The following is a 24,412-nucleotide window of genomic DNA, read 5'->3' as shown; positions in this document are numbered from 1 at the left end:
TATTAACCCCACCGCGACTGCGCTGGGTGTCCAATATTTATTGTTGTGAGACGGGGGAGAGGAGGCGGCTCCGCCGCATCCTCTCCCCCTCCATACCAAATACAATTTCCGGTGGCCGAGCGAAGTCGAGGCCATTTTGATAAACTGAGAAAAAGGCAGAAAAGCATAAAATAAAAAATTAAAATACATGCAACTTCTACTTCATATTTGGCGGCAAGCGGGACCAAAAGCCAAAGGGCATTTTGAAAAACATCAGGTTGATGATTTGGATGAACATATGTCTGTCCCGGAAATGCTGGATCATCTCAATACCAAAATCATCAAATCCGGTGGAAGCCCCATTGCGTTTGAAAGTGATTGCCGGGAGGGTATTTGTGGTCAATGTGGTTTTGTGATCAATGGTGATGTGCATAGTCCGAATAAAGGAACAACGACTTGCCAAACTCATTTGCGGAGTTTCCATGATGGGCAGACTTTATACCTTGAACCTTTTCGTGCGGCCGCTTTTCCCATAAAAAAAGATCTGGTCATCGATCGTTCCGCTTTCGACAGAATCATTCAGGCCGGAGGATATATTGGGGTAAATACGGGACAGGCTTCGGAGGCAAATACGATATTAATCAATCATGAACTTGCCGAAAAAGCCTTCGATGCTGCAGCATGTATAGGTTGTGGTGGATGTGTGGCTACCTGCAAAAATGCAAGTGCGATGCTGTTTACATCTGCAAAAATCAATCATCTATCGATGCTTCCCCAAGGTCTTCCCGAGGCTTCCAGACGTGTGAAAAACATGATCAAACAAATGGATGCTGAGGGATTTGGTGCCTGTTCAAATACCGGCGCTTGTGAAGTTGTTTGCCCACAGGGAATCTCCATAACTAATATTGCCAAAGCTAATAGAAGGTGGATAAAAGGGTAAAGGATTAGGGAAGGATGATATTTTTTATTTAAATAAGACAGGTTTTTAAACAAGATCCAATGAATGGTTGGCGCTATCCCTAAAATTGATTCGTTACTTCCCCTCAAACATCCGAATCGTATAATCCAACAATTCCACATTCCCGATCTTGCCATGGCCAGGGATTACAGTTCGGACATCAGAGAAATTGGATTTCACTTTTCTGACGGTCTCCGACCAAGTTGCGGTATTCGCATTTCCCAAATAGCCAAAACTTGCTCCCAATTCCTTAATCAGACATCCGCCAAAAAGCACCTGATCTGAAGGAACATAAGTGACCACATTATCGCGCGTGTGGCCTTCTCCAAAAAACTTACTGATCACCTTCAAGTCTCCGACCCCCAAAATCAGTTCCTCGTCGAAGCCATTTTCAGGAACTGGATCTCCGGCGGCTTTTGCCAAAGCAATCGTTTTGTGCGAACCATAGGACGGAACGCCTTTAGCTTGAAACTCCTTCAATCCTCATACACAGTCATTGTGAAAATGCGTAGCTAGTACGGCTTTTACTTTGACCTTCTGTTCATTTTCCAACCAACTGATCAATTCACGACTAGTCTCATCATCTGTAGGAGTATCCAAAATCAGCACTTCTCCCCCATTGATGACGATCATCCCATTGCAAGCGACTTTGCCAAAATCCTGCGTGCTCAGGTAACTGATATGCATAAAGGTATTGGGACTGATTTGGTGGATCTCAAGGGTTTCCGAGCGATAGATTGATTTATTCTCCTGCGCAAAAAGGCAATGAGCAGAAAAAAGAAAAACAAAGAAGATAGCGGGGAAATGGAGTTTCATAGAATTTGAACGCTTCGATTGCAAGTTACGAGACACCAGTTATGACTTAGATAAAATTCCCGGAATTATTATTTTAAAAATGACATGGTTGATTTGTTTCACTACATGAGCAAAATGAATAATAAAAACTTGATAACTCTTGAAGAATTCAAAGAGAAAAATTACGGTAAGCGAGGAACCAAAGAGCGGGACGAGCTTGAGTCAGGTTATGAAGCATTCAAAATCGGAGCATTAATACATGATACTCGGGTAGAATTGGGAATGACTCAAGAACAGCTTGCCGAGAAAGTAGGAACCACAAAATCCTATATTTCAAAAATTGAAAACAATCTAAAAGAAGCTCGAATCTCGACCCTTCAAAAAATCGTTGAATTAGGATTTGGAGGTCGATTAGAACTGAACATTAAAATCTTATAGAATTATTATCAGATAATTAACTTAATAAAGTTCCCCTGTTCCATAGATTACTCCACCCTATTCCTCACATACCCCTCCACCTTTTTCTCCAGTTTCCTGCGGAGTTGAGTGATCAGTTTTTGATGTTTAGGATCGGCGATTAGATTGTTAATTTCTAAGGGGTCAACTCGTAAATCATACAGTTCCTCATGATCCTTATCATTAATGTAGCGAAGGAATTTCCATCGCTCGGTTCGGATCGCTTCACTCGGTGCAATGATCGGAGTCTGCCAAAGGTGTTCGAACAGCAGTTCCTTTCGCTTTGACAGTTTTGCGGAATTCAAAGAAAGACCTTGCCACACCTGAGGTTTGGGGATTCCTGCCAAGTCCAAAATTGTAGCTGGGACATCTATATTTAGCGCAAAAGATTGATCTCGCTTCCCTCCCTTTTCCCTAGGGTCATAGATCATCAGTGGCACACGAAGTGAGTTATCATACATCAGCCACTTGCCGGCAAGTTGTCTTTCCCCCAAGAAGTAGCCATTGTCCCCCATAAAAATGATCACCGTGTTTTCTGCAAGGCCTTTATCCTCCAAGGTTTTGCGGATTTTACCGATTTCAGTGTCGATTTCTGAAATCATACGATAGTAGCCCTTGACGCTGTGCTGATACTTCTCCGGCGTATCATATCGCCAATGCCAGCGAGTACGGTTTTCCCCGGTTCTGACGTATTCAGGTTGGGCTTGGAAATAGGAATCCTCCTTCAACAAGGGATCGGGAATGGTGATATTTTGGTACATCGTATCATACTCAGGAGACCAGAAAAATTGTAAGGGAGCAGGATCGTGGGCATGTGGCGCACTGAAACTCAGGGAAAGCATAAAAGGCTTTTCACTAGGCGCATTCTCAATAAAATCAATTGCCTGCTGTCCGGTATATCGGGTCAAGTGGACGGTGTCTTTTCCCAATGTCTTAAAGAAAAATCCTCTTCGATCATCAAACTTTCCATTCCGATCATAACTATCCCCCTCATCAAAGAGCGACTCAAAATCCTTGTAATTCACCCCAAACTTTCCAAAGAATCCCGTAAAATAGCCCGCCTTTCTCAGTTGGACAGGATAAGATTCATTGATGTAGGGAGCTTTGATATCCCCCTGCCCAAAAGTGTAGCCATGCGTCCGCTCGTAAAGTCCGGTAAGGATACTCGCCCGACTTGCGGCACAAATTGGTGTGGTGACAAAGGCATTTTCATAGTAAATCCCCTCTGCTGCTAATCGGTCCATCTCTGGAGTCTGAATAATAGGATTCCCTGCAAAACCCAATGCATCCCAGCGTTGGTCATCGGTGAGGATAAAAATGATATTTGGGCGACTTTGCTGCGCAAAAATCTGGATCCACCCAAAAAGGAAAAACACTAATGCCAAGGAATATTTCATCCTATAATTTAATCTAAAATCTCCAAGATCTGCACCCTGCGCTATCCTGAGCTAGGAAAATCTAAGTAGCTAAAAAGCTGCCGTCAACGAAAGTGTCAACCTCAGATTATCCTTTGCGGCCGGCAAAGCATAAGGCCCATAGCGATAAAAGACCCCGATCCCCCAGCCTTGAGTATTGAAACCTGAGGTGAATTTGATCAAATTGGCCAGTTCCAAGCCTGATTCCCAAAATCCCCGCTCCATCGTTTGGAACCTTATGAATTCATAGCGTTCGGGTTGGTTCAGAGATCCAATAGCAAAGCTTTGATGAAATTTCAGCTGTGGAGCAAATGCCATTTTTTCAAGCTTCTTATTGAATATGGGTCCTGTCATGTGTGAATAATTCAAGTGAATGCTTCGGTCTGACAGAAATTCGTAAATCCGCATCGTCTGCAAATAGCCCGGAAATGCAAAGGAAAAATCGGAACGACCTCCTTCTCCGGGCTGGAAACCGAAACCTGTATTCAAATAAGAAATCGGTAGGTCCGAACCCCAAACACCCTGTGCGGTCATGTGAAACTGATTGAGGGAATTACCGCGGCTCCACTGATGCTGAAATTTGAATTCGGTATTCCAAAAATCAACCTCCCCGCCAAAAAGAGTCGGAATCGCTTTGGAAACACGCAGCCCAAGGATAGGATAAGCAAAAGTCATGGATACAATGTCATTGCCGATGCGAGTGGTCGATTCTCCACCCACATAGCTCAACTCAGCCCCTGCTTCTGTTGCAGTAAAGTTGCTGATGAAACTATCAGATGGTCTGACTTCTACATAATTAAGGACATTGGCTCGATTTTCAACTGAACCAATCAACTTGTATCGGAAACCCTTAAATGGCATTTGGGAATATTCTATAGAATATCGCTGAACCTGATCCATTCTGCTCGTGAGGAAATCACGAAAGATCGATCCCGAAGAGCTGAAAGATCTGCTGGGAGGAAGCAAAGACCTACCGGGCTCCTCAATATCCTTACTGTATCCAAGTTGCAATCTGGAATCCAGTTCGGAATTAAGCAAAAAGCCAACCGAGCCACCATATTTCCAAGCTTTGTCTCTAAATCCGTAGCGGAAATAACCCTCTACCCGAAAAAAATCCGAAAGCCTTTCGTTAGTTGATAAACCCAGTCCAAGCCCAAATCGCTCGAATTGGTTAAAGCGAAAAAGCCGCCTTGGAATAAGGTCCACCACTCCCAATTTGACTCGACCTGTACTGAGATAGGCCAGTATATTTGCTCCGTTGTTGAGCAGTCTTTTTGTCTTTTGATCCAAGTTGTCGAATCGCTCATAAGTCAGGTACTCACGGCTACTTAGCGAATCCCGACGAATTTGACTCCATTCATATCCATCCTGATTCAAGTCATAAGTCACTCCGATTGCGCTGATCTTTTCCTTGGGATCAAGGTTATTTATACCGATTTCCGAGAGAAAAGTCTGATTGACCAGCTTGGCTTTCTTCCCTTGGAAATCCAATTCTGAAAAGTTATAAATACTGTTCATCTGCTCGGGAAACCAAAATTCCCCATCAAAACTATTCTTCTGCTGGATCTCAAAATTGATCTGCCCGATGTCCTCAGCTGGTTTGAAAAGGAAGTTTTCGAGTGCATATTGATTGGAGGAAATGTAGACTAATCCCTTTCCCAATCTATAAGATTTTCCACTTTTGGGCTGGTAGCTAATCAAGTAAGATTTCCCCCAATCAGTCTGTAGGCTATCCTCCAGAAAATAATCATACTTCCGCATTCCGTCATCGGAAATGGGATTAACGAAAGGGATGTCCAAGATTTTGATTTGATCGGTGTAAACTGAAAACGGCTGAAAGCTAGTTGATACAGCTGCAAAAATCGGGTTTTGAATCCCTGAAACTTTCGATGCTTTGACGGTCTCATTTCGCCTTCCGGGCTTTTTGAACTTGACTTCCGAATAGCTTTCCGCCATAAAAAGATGACCTCCTTCGAGAAAGTTGACCGAGCTGTCATCCACTTCGGGATTTTCAGCCAGCCCGTCAAGGGTCATAACCATCTTGTTGTAACTGGCATATTGATAGGAATCCAATTTCTCAGGATTGTTGAGTTCACGGTTCTCGATTGCTTTTCGGACCAGAGCTAAGGCTGGATTTTCTCCTGCGGAAAATTCAAAAAGAGACAATTCTTGAGTGTCCTGAACGAGGAAAATAATAGGATTTCTTTGTAGCTGAGAAAATGGGATTTCCTGTCTTTGATAGCCTATGTGAGAGAAAATCAGTACATCGTTTTCTTCAAATGTTTTAGCAGAAAAAGAGCCACGGACATCCGAGGTCGTACCGGTGCTTTCCTTATTCTGCACTTTGATATGAACAAATGGAATGGGTTGCCCAGACCTTTGATCAAAAACCTGAAAGGTTGTTCGTTCAGTCTGAGCAAATAACTGACCATTGAAAAAAAGGAATAACAACGCCGCAGCAAAAGCAAAATTGATCTTCAAAGCTTGCATAGTTAATTTGTTCAATGTGAGCAATTAACTGAAACTCTCTAAGAAAAGTTGAGACCTCTACACCAATGCAGGATTTTAAGGGATGGATGAGGAAAATGGAAGGAGCTCATTTTAATTTAGGGATATACGGAATTCTACCAATAGGCGAATTTTCCATAGGTAGGGGGCTGGATGCTTCGACTCCGCTCAGCACAGGCGACCGGAGACCGAAGGCCGGAGAGGGTGTAGATAAACAACCCTGAAAGGGTTAAACTTTGAATTACTAGTCCGCCGTGGTGGAGCCCCGTGTGAAACGAGGGGAATTGAAGAGATCTAATCAGGGACAACAACCCTGAAATGCCTGTCCCGAAAATCGGGAGATTGAACAATTTCAGTTAGTTTGTAAATATTCTGTCAAGTAAAATCAGGACATGACACCTGAAATTAGAATTGGAGGTTGTTACCTTTGATTGAATTTAATTTCTGGCAAAGAAGCAGACAATCTTTTTTAGATTTTGTCAATCAAAATTAATCTATTGGCAAAGAAGTGTAAAATCAAATTTGATAAAATCGATTGCTCATTTTTTCTATTTTTAGAAACCAGTCTCCAGACCACCAAAACCTTGCATTCTTGAAGAAGCGACTTCTCCTTCTAATTATTTATCTGGCCTTTATCAGCCTTGGACTCCCTGACTCTCTGTTAGGTTCGGCATGGCCTGCAATGTTCGAGGACTTGGGAGTTCCGCTAGACTATGCAGGCATTATCTCCATGATTGTGGCGGCTGGAACGGTGGTCTCCAGTCTTTTTAGTGGTAAACTGATCGGCAGGTTTGGAGTGTCAACGGTTACGACTTTTAGCGTGCTTTTCACCGCCCTAGCCTTAATGGGTTTTGCCTATTCGCATCACTTTCTCTATTTGTGCCTTTTGGCGATTCCCTTGGGACTTGGTGCAGGAAGTGTAGACGCTGCGCTTAATAATTATGTGGCCCTGCACTTTCAAGCTAGACACATGAATTGGCTTCACAGCTTTTGGGGCGTAGGGGCTGCAATTGGTCCTTTGATCATGGCTGGATACCTGGCAAAAGGTGAATCTTGGAATAGTGGTTACCAAGCTGTGGCTTGGATTCAAATCGCTTTAGTGTTGATCTTGATCTTTTCTCTACCACTTTGGGTGAAAAACAAAGGAGTCGATGCGTCAACCTCAGAAGCAAAGTCACTAAATTTTTTCACCCTTTTGACAACTCTTCCGGGACTAAAGCAGGCTCTTGTCGTCTTTTTCTGCTATTGTACGATTGAAGCCACTTTTGGACTTTGGGGTGCAAGTTATTTGGTTTTCGAGCGGGGATTTGAGGTGGACCAGGCAGCGAGACTTACCTCCTTATACTATTTAGGAATTACGATTGGACGGTTTTTCTCGGGATTTTTAACCCTGCATTTCAGCAATCGTCAATTGGTTTATCTCGGGCAAGGAGTTATCGGTTTGGGTTTGATTCTGCTTTTTCTTCCTTCTTCTGTTACCGTTTTACCTGGTTTTCTATTGATTGGTTTGGGTTGCGCACCTATATTTCCAAGCCTTTTGCACGAGACGCCTGTTAATTTCGGAGAAAAGCATTCTCAAACCATAATGGGAATGCAGATGGCGAGTGCGTATGTTGGGATAACCTTGATGCCTTTTCTTTTTGGGAAAATCGCAATTTTTACAGGCTTTTCTTTCCTTTTGGGCTTTTTGGGGATTTTCCTTCTGTTGATTTTTCTAATGAATGGGTTAATGCAAAAGAAAGTGGCTGGGAGATCAACGGGCTAAAAAGATTTGGCTAAAGCCGCAAAATAGGTGGCGATTTTTTAAATCATCCAGCTGAAGCTGGATGGAATTCATTAGGAACCGTCTAAAGGTCCTTTTCTATGAATTGGAGTGGGTTTAATCTATACTGAGAATGGATTAATTTGGTCAATCAATTTGGATTGAACTCTTATGAATAGGAATGTGGCTTTAGCCCTTTCCTCCAAGAATTTCAATTACCACGGGGCTTTAGCCAAACTTTAATATGTTTTTTTGATCCTTCATAATTCCTTACATTTTAAAAAAATCCCAATGCAATGAAATCCATCCTCCTAACCTTCTTCTTTTTCTCCGTCCACTTTTTCTCCCACTCGCAAAATCCGGAGCAAAAGCTCCTAAGTTTAGACTTAGGTTGGGAAAAGGCGCTTTTGGAATCAGATGTAGCCTTCCTTGAAAACCTCCTTGCAGACGAATTTGTCTGGGTACATAATCATGCCAGCCAGATCGACGGAAAGGAGGCTGCAGTCTCAAGGGCCAAACGAATTCAGGCCGGTCAAAAAGACGACACTCGAAATCGAAGTTCCCGAGATCAGCAGGTTATTATTTTGGGTGAAACGGGCGTGGTCAGTGGATTCACTGTAGTCGACCGAGGCCCAAGTCCGGTGAGGTATCACTTTATGCGAACTTATACCAGAGTCAATGGTGAATGGAGGCTGCTGGCAAATCACACGATGGCGATACCTGAGGAAGATGTGAAGTAAGAAAATCAGCCAATTTTTGACAAAACTGGACCTTGTGAGGTATTATTTTGAAGGAAAGGAATTGAAGATATTGATCAATCTTTTAGATTTTTGACCTAATTTAAGGGTCTTATAATCTGCTTTTTACCAAAAAAATAATTATTGAAACTTGTTTGGTTTTAGTGAAATATCGAACAAACGTTAGGACGCTAAATTCAGAATTATGTCAAAAACTCTTCTAAGAAAATCAAATGTTTTGTCAATTTCTGTACTTTCAGAAGGTTCTATTATACCATCGTTAGTAGAAATTAGCTCGATCTCAATATTTCAGGCAATCAACAAAGTGCCAACAGCAAAACTTATCCTTATTGATAGGATTAATCCATTAGGTGATTTCGAATGGAGCGATAGTGCCCTTTTTATACCCGGTAAAAAAATTGAAATCAAGGCTGGTTACAATCAAGTTCAGAATAAAATTTTTGAAGGAACCATCATTAAACATCGGCTCGATATTTCTAAAGGTTCTTCCCAATTGACTTTGGAAATCAATGATCCTGTCGTTCAAATGACCCAAGGAAAAAAAAGCAGGTATTATTTTAATTCTTCAGATTCAGATATTTTCCAGAATTTAATTAGTTCCTATTCCAATCTTAGTTTCAGTCTGGAGCAGAATAGTATCAACCATCCGGAAATGGTTCAATATTCCATTACCGATTGGGATTTTATTATTACTCGGACTAAGGCTATTGGCAACTTAGTAAGAGTTCAAAATGGAAAGGTGGAAATTTTCAAGCCGAATATTGACGCTAAAACTGTTGCAGAATTAATCTTGACAAATGTGATCACTTTTGAAGCAGAACTTGACGCTCAAAATCAGGTTTATAGATCAAATGGTGTTTCTTGGAATCAGGCATTGCAGAATGTTACTCAAAAAATTGCCCAAGAGCCAAATTTAGACTTCCAAGGAAATATTCGGGGGATAGATTTAGCCAGTGTAATGGGATCGGACGAAAGCAAAATCCAAGATGGGGGATCAAGAACGGATGAAGAATTACAAGCTTGGACTGATGCAGACCTATACTTTAGGAGACTTTCAAAAATTCATGGCAGGCTTTCTACGTTTGGAAACCCTAAAATTAGGCCCGGGGATTTGGTTTCGCTTCGGGGATTTGGAGATCGATTCAGCGGTAAAGCTTTTGTAGCTTCTGTCAATCATGAGATTTCTTCATCCAAAAATTGGGTTACAAATTTGGAATTGGGATTGGATTTTACGCTTTTAGCACAACCCAAAGAAGACTCACTTGATTTGACAGGATCCGGAATTATCCCGGGAATTAAGGGGCTTCAGTATGGAAAAATCACAGCACTTGAACAGGACCCGAAGGGTGCGTATCGTGTGAAAGTTCTTTTGCCTTTGATCAATTCCAATGAAGAAGGAATCTGGGCAAGATTTGCAACTATGGATGCAGGAAAAAATCGTGGAATTGTTTTTTTCCCGGAAATCGGCGATGAAGTAGTCGTAGGTTTCGTCAATGAAGATCCTAGAGATGCTGTGGTATTAGGTCAACTATTCAGCAGTGCTCACCCCTCACCCATTAACCCATCTGATGATAATCATGAAAAAGGAATTTTTACCAGATCTGGAATGAAACTTACTTTCGAAGATGAAAACGTTGCTTTGAAAATCGAAACGCCAAAGGGTAATTCTATTCATCTGAGTGAAAAAGATGGCGGAATTACGATACAAGATGAAAACGGTAACCGTCTAAAAATGAATAGCAGGGGAATGGATTTAATGAGCTCTGGAAATCTCAAAATTCAAGCCTCAGGCGATGTTCAAATTGAAGCTGTAAATATAACTTTATCGGCCCAAGGGTCATTAAATGCAGAAGGAAGCGCGGGAGCGACACTTCAATCTTCGGCAGTTACGGTTGTCAAAGGCTCCATTATCCAAATCAATTAATCATGGGACTTCTAGCTGCAAGAGTAGGTGATACAACTTCCCATGGAGGAGTTGTTGTTGGACCAGGCAACTCAACTGTTTTGATAAGTGGCATGCCTGCTGCAACTTTAGGAGATACACATATATGTGGGCTAGCTCCAAATGTCCATCAGCCCAATTCAAGTCCCTTTATAGAAGGAAGTGTTTCTGTATTTATAGGAGGTAAACCGGCACTTAGAGTCGGTGATAGAACTGGTTGCGGGGCAACTGTGGTGGTTGGTGCCTCTACGGTCTTAATTGGGTAACTGCGGTTATTTTGTTAATTGAGCTCCATTTAGGATTGCTTGTTTACAAACCTTTTGGTTAAAAAAACTAGTTTTTTAATAGTATGAATCCAATGCCTATTATTTTGTTTCTCCCTTCTCCTCTCTTAGCTTTTTTTGACTAAACCCAAGATCAGAATTACTATAAAAAATCCATATCTGAAACCCACCGGATTAATGGCCTGTTTATTGAACTGTGAACAGGGAGCTATTTAGTTTTTAAACAAAACAGAGTTTGAATTGATTATTTTCTAAGGAATTTGGGAACATTATACTCAGATTTCGGGGTTAAAACCAATCAATCTAGTTCGTTTTAAACCTCGTTAATCGAGCGTAACTCCATCAAAAAAGTTAAAGCCGGCTTTTGCGGACCTCAAATACAAATTCACTTTGCCGATCACTGTCAAGAGTTTTTTATATAAATCATTCAAGATCCTGGGGATAATCCTCGGAGTTCTGTTAGTGCTGATCATTGCCTTGATTCTTTTTATCAGAAGTCCCTGGGGCCAACAAATCGTCGTGAACAAAGCCACCTCTTTTGTTGAAAATAAGACAGGAACAGACGTAAGTATCGGCCGCCTCTTTATTACTTTTTCTGGTAATATTTTTATTGAGGACCTCTATTTGGGTGACTTGAATTCAGACACCTTATTCTCTTCTAAAAATCTTGAAGCTGGGATCGGAATAGCCGAATTTATCAATTCAGGCACTATACGAGTCAAAAAACTAAATTGGGAAGGCGTAACTGCAAGAGTCCGGAGGGACGAAGCTAGTGGTAAATTCAACTTTGATTTTCTAACTGAAGCATTTGCTTCAGACACTATTCCAAGCCAAGAACTTCAAGAAAACAGCTCAGATCAACCAATTATCCTTTCCATAGAATCTGCGGCTCTGAAAGACTTTGACCTCAGCTACAAAGATGAAGTGGCCGGAATGGATGCCGAATTGAAAATCGGAGAATTTCTGTTTTCGATTCCTTTGGCAGACTTGGGAAGCTTCAATTTTGAAGTGGGAAAGATCAGCTTGAAAGACTCCCAAATAAGCTATTTCCAAAGCAAGCCATTTGCAGTGGAAGAAGAGGATTTGGATTCACCACTAGTGCAACCATTGCTCAAACTGGAAGAATTACTCCTGAACAACATCTCGCTTGACTATAAAAACCTGCCCGATCAGCAAGAAGCCAAGGTCAATTTGGGGCAGCTTCTCGTCCAACTCCCGGAAGGAAACATAAGAGATCAAATCATCCGATTGACTAAAATTGAGCTTTCAAACTCCTCAATCGCTTGGAAAGATCTGGGTGAAGCGAGTGGCTCAGTTGAAGAAAATCCGATTGAACCTGCTGTTTTTTCTTGGCCTGATTGGGATGTAATTGTAGAAAAATTCACGATTGACTCTACAAATCTATCCTACCAAACAAGTGATAATCTTGGCTTGCGAAACGAATTCAACCCCGAATTTATTCAACTCACCGCCCTGACTCTGGATGCAGAAAAGATCCTGCTTCGTCCCAATCTCGCATCTGCTCAATTGAATAGCCTTACCTTCAGGGAAGGAAGTGGGTTTGAGCTTAAGCGGTTTAATTTTGACTTAGCACTCCAAAATCAAAGCCTCGACCTGAATAATTTTTTGCTTAGAACCAACCGAAGTCAGCTCATAGCAGAAGGAAAAGTGACTTTTGCTTCAATTGCAGATTTTATTACTAAGCCTGAAGATAGTCAACTCAATCTGACCGTTTCACCTTCCACTTTGGACCTCCGTGATGCATTTTTCTTCTCACGAGCTCTTGAGCAGGACACGCTGATTCGCGAATTGGTGAAATCACCTTTTGCCATCCAATCCAATCTATCAGGAAGCGCAGCGGAAATGAATGTCAGACAGCTGAGTGTGGGCTGGTCTGATACTCGACTGAATGCTTCTGGTAAACTCAGGAATGCGCTTGATACGGATAATTTGTCGTTTGACTTTCCGTCGATCCTGATGAGTAGCACAAGATCCGATCTGATTCACTTTGTGAAGGAGGACGAGTTAGGTGTTAAACTGCCTGAGAATTTGGCTATTCAAACATCCTTGGTGGGCAATTTGGAAAAGATGAATTCCGAAGCGGAACTGACTAGCAGCTTTGGTTCAATAAATCTTTCCGGCATGTTCCAAAATCAGGAGCAACTGGCATTCCGAGCGGATGTAGATGGTTTTAATCTTTTGATCGGTGAGCTACTCCAAAATCCAAACCTGGACACCTTGAGTTTTTCCTTGAAAGCCTCAGGGTCGGGGAATGATTTATACTCCATGGACGCAAAATTGGAGACCAGTTTTGAGAAATTAGGTGTCAATGGCATCGATCTGAGTGGGCTAAATCTGGATGGTCAACTGCAAAAAGGAATCGGCCAACTTTCCATGGGTTTAAAGCAGGAATATCTTGATTTTGACATGCTGGCAGATATCTCCCTCGATTCCATTCGGTCTCTAGTAGGGTTGAATCTTGACCTTAAGGGGGCGGATTTTTACAAATTAGGACTTACAGAAAAAACCAGCAGAGCGAGAGTAAAATTGGAGGCAAATTTTGACGGAAATCTGGAATCATTTACTGCCAACGCCCGCCTTTTTGATGGTACAATTGTTTATGAAAACAAATCCTACTTGACTGGAGAGGTGGATTTACGGACAATTCTTGGCCCGGATACTACAGGGGCAATAATTAACAGCAAACTACTAATGGGGGATTTTGGAAGCAATTCATCTCCTGAAGAGCTTCAAACCGCACTCATCAGTGTGTTATCCCAGTACCTTGATCCACTGGGAGGGGGTCGAGATTCTTCAAGTCAATCAGATGTCAGGTTCCATTTGAATTTGACTTTGGTCGATGATCCGCTCCTTTCTGAAGTCCTGCTGCAAGGATTAGAGAGCTTTGACAGTGCAAGTGTCAAGGTGGACTTTATCGAATCAGAGAATTTCCTCAAAGCAGCTGTGGATTTCCCCTACATTATCTATGGTGGAACTGAGGTTGATAGTCTTCGGATCAGAATTGACGCTAATGAAAATGATTTGAATTTCAGGTTTGGATTTTTGGGTCTGACCACTGGACCGATTCAAATGGAGCAAACAGGATTCACAGGCGTACTTGATAATTCCCGTCTGAAGCTTGACTTTTTAGTTTATGAGGCAGGTGAAATCTTCACTCATATCCCTTTTGATGTCGGACTCAGCCGAGACACGGTCCAAGTTCACCTTTCAGAGGAGGACCTGCTGTTCAACGGAGTAAGTTGGACCATTCCGGATTCCAATGGTATCCTTTACACGGAAAATTCGCTCCAATTCAAGGATTTTGTTCTTCAAAATGGGGAGCAATCGCTCAGCATTCAACACGATGTGGAGGGGTTCACTGAAAAAAATATTGCCACTGAATTCTCCAACTTCCAATTGGAAACTTTCACCCGAATTCTTAATGCTCAAGATACCTTGGCGTCAGGTTCCCTCGATGGAATTCTTGTAGTAGAAAATCCTTTTGGTGCCACCGGAATTCTAGGGGAACTGAGCATCGAAGATCTCCATGTGCTGAATACCCTTTTAGGGAAACTTGACCTAACTGCCGAAGCAAAAGGTGGCGGAAATTATCAACTCGATCTAACACTAAAGGACAAGGGACTTGACTTGGAGCTTGAAGGAGCATTTGTAGCAAATGAAGCAGGAGGAGAACTCGACCTGCTGTTAGATCTCCGTCAGATGGATGTAGAGAAAATTGCATCACTTTCTCAGGGACAGTTGCAAAATGGGAAAGGCCAACTCAGCGGTAAAGTGACAGTCAATGGAACAGTCACCGAGCCGGTGTATAAAGGTGAATTCCTTTTCAGTGATGCCTCGATTTTTCCTACCCAACTCAGCACCGCATACCTCCTGTCTGAAGAAACGATTCGCATAGACAATGAAGGGGTATATCTCGAACAGTTTACCATTCGGGATCAGGAAAATAACACGTTTATCATTGATGGAAAAATAAGCACCGAAGAGCTTATAAATCCCACTTTTGACTTGTCGATCAATGCCAAAAACTTCATGGCAATCAATAGCGACAACACTGAAAATGAGCTCGTGTATGGCAGAGCTGTGATGGATGCTGACATCACAGTCAAAGGAAACTTGAATCTTCCTGTGGTGGCTGGAAATCTTAGGGTCAGAGACCGCACCGACATTACGCTTATTATCCCGGAAACAGAATTGGATATCATCAATAGAGAGGGTGTGGTGGTTTTTGTTAACAAAACTAACCCTGATGATATCCTGACAAGGTCTATTGATCAAACCTCGAGTAATTTTGCAGGCTATTCGATTCAGGCAGGGCTTCAAGTCGATCCAAAAGCTAAATTTAAAATCATAATTGATCCAACTTCAGGAGATAATCTCACCATCTCAGGTGATTCTGATCTAAGATTGGATATCAACCCAAATGGAAGAATCACGCTCTCGGGAGTGTATGAGGTAAAAAGTGGAAGCTATCAAATGTCCCTTTATAACCTCATCAGCAAAGATTTCACAATTTATGAGGGGAGCCGTATTACCTGGAATGGAGATCCATTGGATGCCACATTGGACATTCGCGCTATCTACAAAGTAGAAACCAGTGCCTCTGGACTAATGGCATCACAACTTACGGGTGCCTCTTCAGAGCTTCAATCCCAATATCAGCAGCGGCTGGATTTCCTGGTTTATCTGAATGTAAAGGGAGATTTGCTTAAGCCAGAAATTACTTTTTCCCTTGATATGCCCGAAACCGCTAGAGGTTCCTTAGGTGGAAATGTTTATTCCCGAATTCTGCAGCTCAACGAGCAGGAAGACGAACTCAATAAGCAAGTATTCTCGCTTCTAGTCATGGACCGCTTCTTCCCTTCACAAGGAAGCGACGGGTCCGGAGGCGGTGCCGAAGGAATCGCTCGAAATAGTGCCAGCCAGTTACTTTCGGATCAAATGAACGCACTCTCAGGCAAACTATTCGGTGACAGTGGATTTTCCTTGGGATTTGGTGTGGACAGCTACCAAGACTTTCAGAGCGGCTCTGGGCGAAATCGAACAGACCTCAACGTGAATGCACAACAGAAGCTTTTTAATGATCGATTGGTCGTGCAGGTAGGCAGCCAAATGGATTTGGAGGGTGGTTCTCAGGATGCTGATCAGAACAATTCCATCCTCGCCAACATTAGTTTGGAATATATGCTTACTGAGGATGGTCAATGGAGAATCAGGGCGTTTAGAAAGAATGAGTTCCAGTCCATTATTGATGGTCAGCTATTCGTCACTGGGATGGGACTGATTTTCAATCGGGAGTTTAATGAATTTAAGGACCTGTGGGTTAAAACTAAGATTGAACCGGATATTCCTGTCAAGGAAAAAGATAAAAGTGGCAGCAATGAAAATTAAATCAACTTATCTGGCCTTACTGGTTTTGATCACTTCATTTGTCATCGGATGTAGTGTGAAAAAATACATTCCCGAAGGGGAAAAGCTGTACACAGGAGCTAGTCTTAGTTTGGAGTTTTCTCCGAAAGTTAAAGAACGAAAGGACATAGAGGCCGAGTTGGAAAATTTATTCCGCCCGAGGTCAAATAAAAAAATTCTAGGAGGCTACCCCGGCGTTTGGGCACATTATAAAAGCCAAGAAAAAAAGCCTGGATTTATACTCCGGTTTATAAATAAGAAAATCGGAGAAAAACCTGTGTACCTCAGCATGGTAAACCCTGAACTTACCGAAGACTTGATTCTAAACCGTCTGGATAACAAGGGGTTCTTTTTTAGTGAGTCGAGCTCCCAGATAAAAGAGAAGAAGTATTTTGCATCAGTGGAATACGAGGCCATAGTGAGTGCGCCCTATCAAATGACCAGCCTCACTTACGAAAGAGATTCATTTCCGATTGATCGGGAAATCATCCAATCACTAGACAAATCAGTGCTGAAGAAGGGGGATCGATTTGAATTGGAGAGATTCAAAAAAGAGCGGGAGCGGATCGACTCTTTACTCAAAGCAAATGGCTACTATAATTTCAATAAAGACTACCTGATCTTTGAGGCTGATACCAACACTACCGACTCACTGCGCAGTTTTGATCTATATCTCTCCCTAAAACCAAATATCCCCAAATCAGGATTAATCCCCTACGTGGTAGATTCGATTCTGGTCTTTCCAAACTATTCTGTGAAAGAGGAAGCACTAGCCGGTGATACCGTGGTCGTAAATGGAAAAAGCTTTATTCAAGATGTATTGGTATTCAAACCTAAGTTGCTCGATGAATACATTTTAATTCAAAGTGGGGAGCTCTACAATCCCACCCGATCCAGGCTATCGAGTAATCGACTGAGTTCGATCGGGAATTATAAGTTTGTCAATCTACGCTACAATGAGCTTCCAATGGAGGACTCCTTGGGGCATCTCACCGCAATATTTCAGCTTTCGCCATTGACCAAACGGTCCTTGCGGGCGGAGCTCCTAGGTGTATCCAAATCCAATTCATTTGCAGGACCTGCCTTAAATTTGATCTACCGCAACCGTAATCTATTTCGCGGCGGGGAGACTTTTAGCATTACGTCCAAAGTTGGTTATGAAGTTCAGTTGGCAAGTGGCGAAAGGCAAAGACTGGAGTCATTGGAACTCGGACTTCAGGGAGATCTGATTATCCCAAGAATCATGTTCTTTTTCCCAATTAATGAAAAGTTCAGCTATTCTGTACCAAAAACTAAAATCAATCTCGGGACGGAATACCTCAGCAGAGGGGGGCTATATCGGCTCAATTCCTTTTTTGTCAATTTTGGTTATTTCTGGAATGCCAGCCGATTTGCCTACCATGAATTCAATCCCATAAGCATCAACCTAGTCAATTTGACTCGGGCTTCTCCGGAGTTTGAGACGATACTTGACAGTAATCCTTTTTTGAGAAGAAGCTTTGATCAAAATTTCATTGTGGGACTTAACTACTTGTTCAACTACAATAAACTGAATGACAAGTTTCGTACGCATGCCTATTTCCTCGGATTTGGACTTGACTTTGCCGGCAATGCAATCAGTTTGATTGATCGGGCAACGGGTGGAGCTAATGGAAAAATTTTCGGACTCGAATACGCCCAATACAGCAAATTCGATGTGGACTTGAGGTATCATTTGAATATGGACAAAAACCAAACTATAGCCACACGACTTTTTGTAGGAGCGGGATTTCCTTATGGGAACAGCAGTTCATTGCCCTTCAGCAAGCAGTTTTTCTCTGGGGGTCCGCATAGCTTGAGAGCATTCAGAATCCGATCGATTGGACCTGGAAGTTATCGTCCTGAGACTTTGACCTTAAACTCTTTCTTTGATCAGGCGGGTGATATCAGGCTTGAAGGAAATATCGAATATCGGTTTCCAATTTTCTCGATTTTGAAAGGAGCGGTATTCATGGATGGAGGAAATGTTTGGCTCCAAAATGAAAATGAAGCCCTTCCGGGTGGTAAGTTTAGCTCTAGATGGTGGAAGGAAATCGCTGTAGGTACCGGTGTCGGTGTACGTGTAGATATTCAATTTTTCGTCCTTCGATTCGATCTTGGTGTGCCAGTTCGGCTTCCTTACTTACCGGATGGAGAGCAATGGGGCAATAGTTTCAATATTGGAAGCAGATCTTGGAGACAAGAAAACCTTATCTTCAATTTTGCAATTGGTTATCCTTTTTAAGGGTGCATTCTTGGCAAGAATTTAAAAATGCCTTATAATTTGATTCCCCGGAAATTCCATTTTATGAAGGCCGTACCAATTGGTCTTTGATATCAAGAGAAACATAAACGTCGTAAATCGTAAATCAAAAATCGTAAATCAAATCCCATACTTCTCTCCCATCTCTCTGATCAACTTAAATCCATTCTCAGCCATATCCCACGGTTCTGAGAAATTCCTCCACACTCCTATGGCATTCGCAAAAGCAGGATCGTTGCGAGTGAAACCTTCGATAGTCAGCCAGCCTGAATAGCCTACTTTTTTTAATGCTGCAAAAGTCTCATCGAAATTGACATGACCCGAACCCGGAGTACCTCGATCATTTTCGGAAATATGAAAATGGCGTAATCTGGGAGCAATAAATTCAATCGCAGAACCCAGTTTTTTCTCCTCCATATTCGCGTGATGCGTGTCAAACATCGCCTGAACGTTGGGGTGATTGACTTTAGCCAGCAAATAGTTCAATTGCTCCATGGTGTTGCAGAGGTAGCATTCGAAGCGGTTAAGTGCCTCAGGAGTCATCAGAATTTCAAGCTTTTGAGCGTAGTCCCCGACTTCATGAAGCACCTCAGCTGACCAATTGTATTCATCCTCGATTGGTGCTCGTGATGCGAAAGTTGCGAAAGCTGAATGATAAGGTCCACAGAGCACCTGAGAATTGAGATCTGCGGCTCTGTCGAGAATCCATTTGAGTTTTTCTACAGACTTGGCTCTAATTTTAGAATCGGGAGAAATTGGATTTTCATCAGGACCCATCACGGTCACCGTGGTGACCTCGAGACCAATGTTTTTGCAATGATCTCCTACCAGACGACAGGATTTTTCATCCGTTCCTCCCACAAAAAATTCAGCCCCATCGTAGCCAATTGCTTTCAATCGATCTAAAATCGGCAATAAGCTTTCCGAAATCTCCGCTGACCAAGCCAGCACATTGAATCCTATTTTGTTCATTAATTCTCTGGTTCAAATTTTACCTGAATCTCAATTTTCTTCATTATTCGATATTCGACGTTCGGTGTTCGATATTTAAATTTTATGAAATAATGAATATCGAACCTGCCTGCAGCAGGCAGGTGCTGAATGTCGAATGTCGAAGTTCTTGATACTTGTGTCTAACTACTAGCTACTATCACTTGAAATCCGAAACTCTCATTCCCTTCCTAAAGGTATCAAAGCCGAAATTGGTTGGTTTGTATTCTCCTATATAGTCCACATTCAAATCCGGTGTAATCGTATCCTGCATCCCTAAAAGCCAAAAAGAAGCATTGATCACCAGTCTTCTCAGATCCGCACTTTGGAAATCCAAGGAAGCTCCCATCGTGGAAGCAAACGCTGTTCCTTGCTTACCACCTTCGATTTGGTAAGGCTTGGTCCAAGCAATTGGCATCACCGATTTCTCAAACATCAGCGGGGCTTTGTCGTCCATTCCTGCCGTACTTTGTCCATAGATCAGCACATCAGCTTCTTTGGGTAAATTCTTGATTCCGTAAACATCTGAAGGCCCCCAAATGTCTTTCACTCCTCGCAGTACCGGATGATCATTCATTTGCTTCACTCCGTCAATCAAAGCTCGAGTTCCTTCTTTGGCGTGAATCCCGTGGTGATTGACCCAAGTTTCCCCAAAGATTCGCTGACCAAAACCTCGCTCCCATCCTTCGGCTTTGCTGTTAAAGGCCCATTTGGCATAAGGTGAATTCATGTTTTTGGAATAGGCAAATCCATGGGTTGATGTCCGGAGTCCGATAATCGGCTTTCCAGCTTTAAGAAAGTTCTCAATGTATCGACTTTGCTCATCAGGTAATTCACGAAAACGAATCAGCATTATCATCAGATCGGCAGATTCGAGATGCTCCAAACCGAGAATGTTATTTTGATAATTCGGAACAATATCCCCTGATCCCGGATGGATGGGGAAAAGCACTGTAGTTTTAAATCCATAGCGATCTGCCAGAATTTTACCTAGCATGGGCATGGATTCCTCTGAGCGGTATTCGTCATCGCCTGCGACTAGCACGATATGCTTTCCTTTTCCCGGCCCTTCTTTTCCTTCAAATTGGAGGAAAGTTTGGCCATTTTGAGCACATGCCAACAAGGTGAAAAAAGTGAGGACTAAGCTAAAGAAAAGGCTTTTGGAAAGTTGAGGCATGGCTAAATGGGTTATTAGGTGAAGGGTTAAGCAGAAATTTAATTCGAACTCTCAAAATAGAATTTTTTGATTAAATACAAGTCCTGTCCTATCGATGTCGGTTAAGACTTTTTTCGCAGCTTTTTGAAAATCAATACCGGAATCATAACCAAAATCCCCACTACCAATCCGATCACAAACTCTTTGACCATCGTTGGCCAAGATTCAAACAGATGGTGGAAAAAGTTAATGTTATGAGCGAATATTCCACCTGAAACCAAGAGCAAAGCTAATGTCCCAACCACCCCAAGGAACCGGATAACCCAGGGCAATGCATTGACCAGCAATCTTCCGACTTTGTCTGAAAAGCTATCCAAATCCTCGTTGAGCGCAATAAGTTTATAGCCAAACTCATCCATGCGGACAATTAATCCAACAATCCCATACACACCAACCGTGGCGATTAAGGCAATGACAGATACGACACCGATCTGAGTACCGAGAGGCTTATCCACCACAGTGCTCATCGCAATGATCACAATCTCAACAGACAAAATAAAATCCGTGGTGATGGCAGATTTGATCTTCTGCTTTTCCAATGCCAAAATCTGCTCTTCGGTAAGTTCTGGTTCCAGTCTCGAATGGGCTTCTTTGGGATGGGGGACCAGATATTCATAAATTTTTTCAGCTCCCTCATAGGCCAAATACAAACCACCAATTACCAGGATCGCAATAATCGCAGGTGGATAAAAGGCACTTAGCAGGAAGGCGACAGGAAGAATAATCACTTTATTCAGCAAAGACCCTTTCATGATCGCCCATAATACAGGCAATTCTCGGTCTGACACAAAACCGGAAGCTTTCTCCGCATTGACTGCGAGGTCATCTCCCAGTATTCCTGCGGTTTTCTTCGCCGCAACTTTACTCAGGACGGCCACATCATCCATCAGTGTGGCGATGTCATCCAATAGGGCAAATAATCCTGAAGCCATTTTGATTTTAGATTTACGAGGTACGATTTACGAGGGAAAAACCAGATTAAGAAGAGGCGGTAGCGAAATTCGAGAAGGTGGAAAAATTTACGAAGTACGATTTACGAAGTACGAGGCATCCAAGAAGTTTTCAGACTTAAATGGTAAGGGTGTGCTAAGAATTAACTGAACATTCGAATACCGATCAATTTACAAATCCGATTAACTAAGGCTGAGATTATTAAACTTGGAACTCAATTTTTCAATCTTTAAAATTTTTTCAATCCTCCACGGCGGACAAGTTCTTCCAATTCAACAAGGCTTCGACTCCGCTACCAATGACAGAGTATGTATTATTTGGTTTATTGTATAAAAACCAAATAATCATTCGATTTGTCATCGCCTTTTTGTTAATCCAAGATTACTCAGACTCAGCCTGACAACGACTCCCCGCCGCGGCGGGCAAGCTGCTCAGCCTGACATTCCTTCCAATCCGCCTTCAAATATCAACGGAAAGAACTTTCCTCCCATTTTCTCGCCTTTTGGGATAACCGGAACACCATCGAGAAGTGGTTCATTGGTATCCGAGACCGTGCCATCGGCAAATACATTCAAGACAAAAGCTTTTCTGGATCGATCGGAATAATTGGCAAAACTTCCATGAACCAACAAAGGGTGATGAAATGCCGCATGCCCAGCTTTCAGCGGAATGGCCTTAGGTTTGAATTCGGCTTTTTGTTGATCTGTCATCATCGCCATCAATCCGTCCATTTCTCCGGCGAGTGCGGGCTTTTCGAGTAATCCCCATCGATGCGAACCCGGAACATACTGCAAGCATCCGTTTTCTTCCGTCGCATCATCCAATCCACACCAGCAAGTCAGGTGCTGCATAGCCACTGTCCGAGTCCAATAGCTGTAATCTTGATGCCAGGCCACATTTCCTCCGTGATGCGCAGGTTTGCAGAAGAGCTGATCATGCCAAAATCGAACCGCCCGATCTCCCAATAATTGACTTGCCGCCATGCGAAAAGCAGGATTCCAGATAACATCGTGAAAGGCCTCAGCGATTCGCCAATGGCCTAGTGAGTGAAACAGGACCTTATTCGGATCTCCCGATTCATTGCTATGAAATTCATGGAAAAGATGGTGAAGCGGATGCGCTGGATCCATCACTTCGTCCAATGCTTTTTTCAAAACCACGATTTGGGTTTCATTCAAAAGTTTAATGTCAGCGAGATAGCCATTTTCATGAAAAAATTCTACCTGCTCTTTGCTCAGTCGATATTGCTCCCATTCAGAAGCAGTTGTGGGCTGGGTGAAAAGGTCGGTAATCGGATGAGGAAAATCGGCGAGGTCGTGCATGGGTTTCAGGTCGATTTGAGCATGGAAAAGTTAAGAAAAAAGTACAAGCAGTGACCCGGATTTGGTATTGAATAATTGTAATGTATTTCCAAATCAATATTGCTATTTAATCAAAAGGCCATTTATAGTCTTTCTTTAAATGGTAGACAATCAAAACAGGATTATCATCCGTAGCTACCGTAAGATTATCAAAAACAGGCGCATAAGGAGAAGAGCTGTAGTCAACATTTTCCAGTAATTGAGTCATTAATGCGCCTTCCACAGCAGTGATCATTTTCCCTGAAGCATTATTAGAAGGTCCCCATATAGCGTTTACATTTATAAGAATCGAAAGGTCATTTACCACATTTGAAATGAATTTCATCTTATTTTCTTGAATGTTCCAAATTGCAAGTTGTCCAACTCTGGCTCTTTGCACATCCATAAGCATAAAATCTCCAAAAGTCACATGATTATTACCTAAACCCAAAAGTTCATTTTTCTTGATAGCATCACTGACCTTTTCTAGTGATCTACCCACTTTTTGATAATCAACTTCATGGCTATCCGGAAGATCAATATCATATATCTGATTAACCTTCCGATTCTTAATTTCAAAGATCTTGTTGGACAGAATGTCTTTATAATAGAATCGTTCCCGTTCTTCTGTAGAGTAGAAATAATTATAACCTCCACCATTAATGAAGGGTGGCTCCTCAAAAAAATCTGAAGAACGGATAACATCTATTTTATTAAAGTTTAGATCAGTGAATACTATACTTTCTTCATTTCCAGATCTAGTTTTAATCGCAAATCCATCTACGAATGGATATAAATCATCTAAGTGCCCTAAGCTTTTTACGTCAAAATCATTAATCAAATTGCCATCTAAATCATATTCAAGAATCCTTTTAGTTCGACCACTGATTACAAAAAATGAATCCCCGTTCACACTCAATGTGAGTGAAGCAGGAAATACAAAACTACCCGGTTCACCTTCGCCTGAAGTAATAGAGTTAATAAAAGATCCTTTCCGGTCATAAATAAATACCTTTTTCGTTTTTGATCGATCAAGAATTAAAATTCTGTTTTCGGCCCATACCAATTCATCAATGCTCCCAATTAATTCTGCATTGTCAAGTGGAATAACCGAAACTGTATCCACTAGGCTTGACATTCGTATTTCCGCCCCTCGATCGTCTACCTCTACCCGGATTATATCAGATTTCAAATCTTTCACTTTTTGAGTGCAACTCATCAGAACTGCAATTAAAAAGAATAGGTATTTCCCACTTTTATTCATTTTTATTTCGAAAAAGGTACATTTTTTTGATCCTTCTACATTTACTCTCAGAAACTACATTTCTTCTAGAATCTAATCCAATTTTG

Annotated in this window: 17 protein-coding genes; 8 read left to right on the top strand and 9 right to left on the bottom strand. The window is 42.1% G+C overall.

Annotated elements, in window-relative coordinates; all coding sequences use genetic code 11:
- The first annotated feature begins 187 nt into the window (after window positions 1-187).
- Entirely contained in the window at window positions 188-919 is a 732-nt protein-coding gene (locus tag ACK4HU_RS04165; RefSeq protein WP_409803586.1) for a succinate dehydrogenase/fumarate reductase iron-sulfur subunit, read from the top strand.
- Window positions 920-1,012: 93 nt separating this feature from the next.
- On the opposite strand, the gene ACK4HU_RS04160 is transcribed toward ACK4HU_RS04165, so the two are convergent.
- Window positions 1,013-1,417 (bottom strand): hypothetical protein, encoded by a 405-nt coding sequence (locus tag ACK4HU_RS04160; RefSeq protein ID WP_409803585.1) that lies wholly within the window; start codon window positions 1,415-1,417, stop codon window positions 1,013-1,015.
- Window positions 1,418-1,420: 3 nt separating this feature from the next.
- Window positions 1,421-1,753, bottom strand: coding sequence for an MBL fold metallo-hydrolase (locus tag ACK4HU_RS04155; RefSeq protein WP_409803584.1), 333 nt, complete (start codon window positions 1,751-1,753; stop codon window positions 1,421-1,423).
- Between the two features lie 114 nt (window positions 1,754-1,867).
- Here ACK4HU_RS04155 and ACK4HU_RS04150 point away from each other — a divergent pair, with 114 nt between their 5' ends.
- Entirely contained in the window at window positions 1,868-2,170 is a 303-nt protein-coding gene (locus ACK4HU_RS04150; RefSeq protein ID WP_409803583.1) for a helix-turn-helix domain-containing protein, read from the top strand.
- Between the two features lie 47 nt (window positions 2,171-2,217).
- On the opposite strand, the gene ACK4HU_RS04145 is transcribed toward ACK4HU_RS04150, so the two are convergent.
- Complete coding sequence (locus ACK4HU_RS04145) at window positions 2,218-3,585, bottom strand: sulfatase (RefSeq protein WP_409803582.1); 1,368 nt, start codon at window positions 3,583-3,585, stop codon at window positions 2,218-2,220.
- Between the two features lie 69 nt (window positions 3,586-3,654).
- On the bottom strand, window positions 3,655-6,093 hold the full coding sequence (locus tag ACK4HU_RS04140; RefSeq protein ID WP_409803581.1) for a DUF5686 family protein: 2,439 nt from the start codon (window positions 6,091-6,093) through the stop codon (window positions 3,655-3,657).
- A 610-nt stretch (window positions 6,094-6,703) separates the two neighbouring features.
- On the opposite strand from ACK4HU_RS04140, the gene ACK4HU_RS04135 reads away from it, so the two are divergent.
- The 6 genes from ACK4HU_RS04135 (at window position 6,704) to ACK4HU_RS04110 (ending at window position 18,547) form a co-directional block, all read left to right on the top strand.
- Complete coding sequence (locus tag ACK4HU_RS04135) at window positions 6,704-7,876, top strand: MFS transporter (protein WP_409803580.1); 1,173 nt, start codon at window positions 6,704-6,706, stop codon at window positions 7,874-7,876.
- 293 nt (window positions 7,877-8,169) lie between these two features.
- The gene (locus tag ACK4HU_RS04130) at window positions 8,170-8,613 is read left to right on the top strand and encodes a nuclear transport factor 2 family protein (protein ID WP_409803579.1); all 444 of its coding nucleotides are present in this window, start codon (window positions 8,170-8,172) and stop codon (window positions 8,611-8,613) included.
- A gap of 202 nt (window positions 8,614-8,815) precedes the next feature.
- Window positions 8,816-10,555, top strand: a complete 1,740-nt coding sequence (vgrG, locus tag ACK4HU_RS04125) for a type VI secretion system tip protein VgrG (protein WP_409803578.1) — start codon at window positions 8,816-8,818, stop codon at window positions 10,553-10,555.
- A gap of 2 nt (window positions 10,556-10,557) precedes the next feature.
- A complete protein-coding gene (locus ACK4HU_RS04120; RefSeq protein ID WP_409803577.1) occupies window positions 10,558-10,839 on the top strand; it encodes a PAAR domain-containing protein in 282 nt (93 codons plus the stop codon).
- A gap of 537 nt (window positions 10,840-11,376) precedes the next feature.
- Window positions 11,377-16,266: a translocation/assembly module TamB domain-containing protein gene (locus tag ACK4HU_RS04115; RefSeq protein WP_409803576.1), complete on the top strand. Its 4,890-nt coding sequence runs from the start codon at window positions 11,377-11,379 to the stop codon at window positions 16,264-16,266.
- Complete coding sequence (locus tag ACK4HU_RS04110) at window positions 16,256-18,547, top strand: BamA/TamA family outer membrane protein (RefSeq protein ID WP_409803575.1); 2,292 nt, start codon at window positions 16,256-16,258, stop codon at window positions 18,545-18,547. The genes ACK4HU_RS04115 and ACK4HU_RS04110 overlap by 11 nt, the downstream gene beginning before the upstream one ends.
- A 138-nt stretch (window positions 18,548-18,685) precedes the next feature.
- On the opposite strand, the gene ACK4HU_RS04105 is transcribed toward ACK4HU_RS04110, so the two are convergent.
- From ACK4HU_RS04105 to ACK4HU_RS04085, 5 genes are all read right to left on the bottom strand, one after another.
- Entirely contained in the window at window positions 18,686-19,537 is an 852-nt protein-coding gene (locus tag ACK4HU_RS04105; protein WP_409803574.1) for a sugar phosphate isomerase/epimerase family protein, read from the bottom strand.
- Between the two features lie 178 nt (window positions 19,538-19,715).
- Entirely contained in the window at window positions 19,716-20,732 is a 1,017-nt protein-coding gene (locus tag ACK4HU_RS04100; protein ID WP_409803573.1) for a ThuA domain-containing protein, read from the bottom strand.
- Window positions 20,733-20,833: 101 nt separating this feature from the next.
- Window positions 20,834-21,703: a DUF808 domain-containing protein gene (locus ACK4HU_RS04095; RefSeq protein ID WP_409803572.1), complete on the bottom strand. Its 870-nt coding sequence runs from the start codon at window positions 21,701-21,703 to the stop codon at window positions 20,834-20,836.
- A gap of 450 nt (window positions 21,704-22,153) precedes the next feature.
- Window positions 22,154-23,044 (bottom strand): phytanoyl-CoA dioxygenase family protein, encoded by an 891-nt coding sequence (locus ACK4HU_RS04090; protein ID WP_409803571.1) that lies wholly within the window; start codon window positions 23,042-23,044, stop codon window positions 22,154-22,156.
- Between the two features lie 106 nt (window positions 23,045-23,150).
- Entirely contained in the window at window positions 23,151-24,263 is a 1,113-nt protein-coding gene (locus ACK4HU_RS04085) for a 6-bladed beta-propeller (RefSeq protein WP_409803570.1), read from the bottom strand.
- Between the last annotated feature and the right edge of the window lie 149 nt (window positions 24,264-24,412).

The sequence above is a fragment of the Algoriphagus sp. genome (assembly GCF_046296635.1).
GTDB lineage: Bacteria > Bacteroidota > Bacteroidia > Cytophagales > Cyclobacteriaceae > Algoriphagus.
Note: the sequence above shows the minus strand (reverse complement) of the source record. Positions and strands in the feature narration are given on the sequence as shown.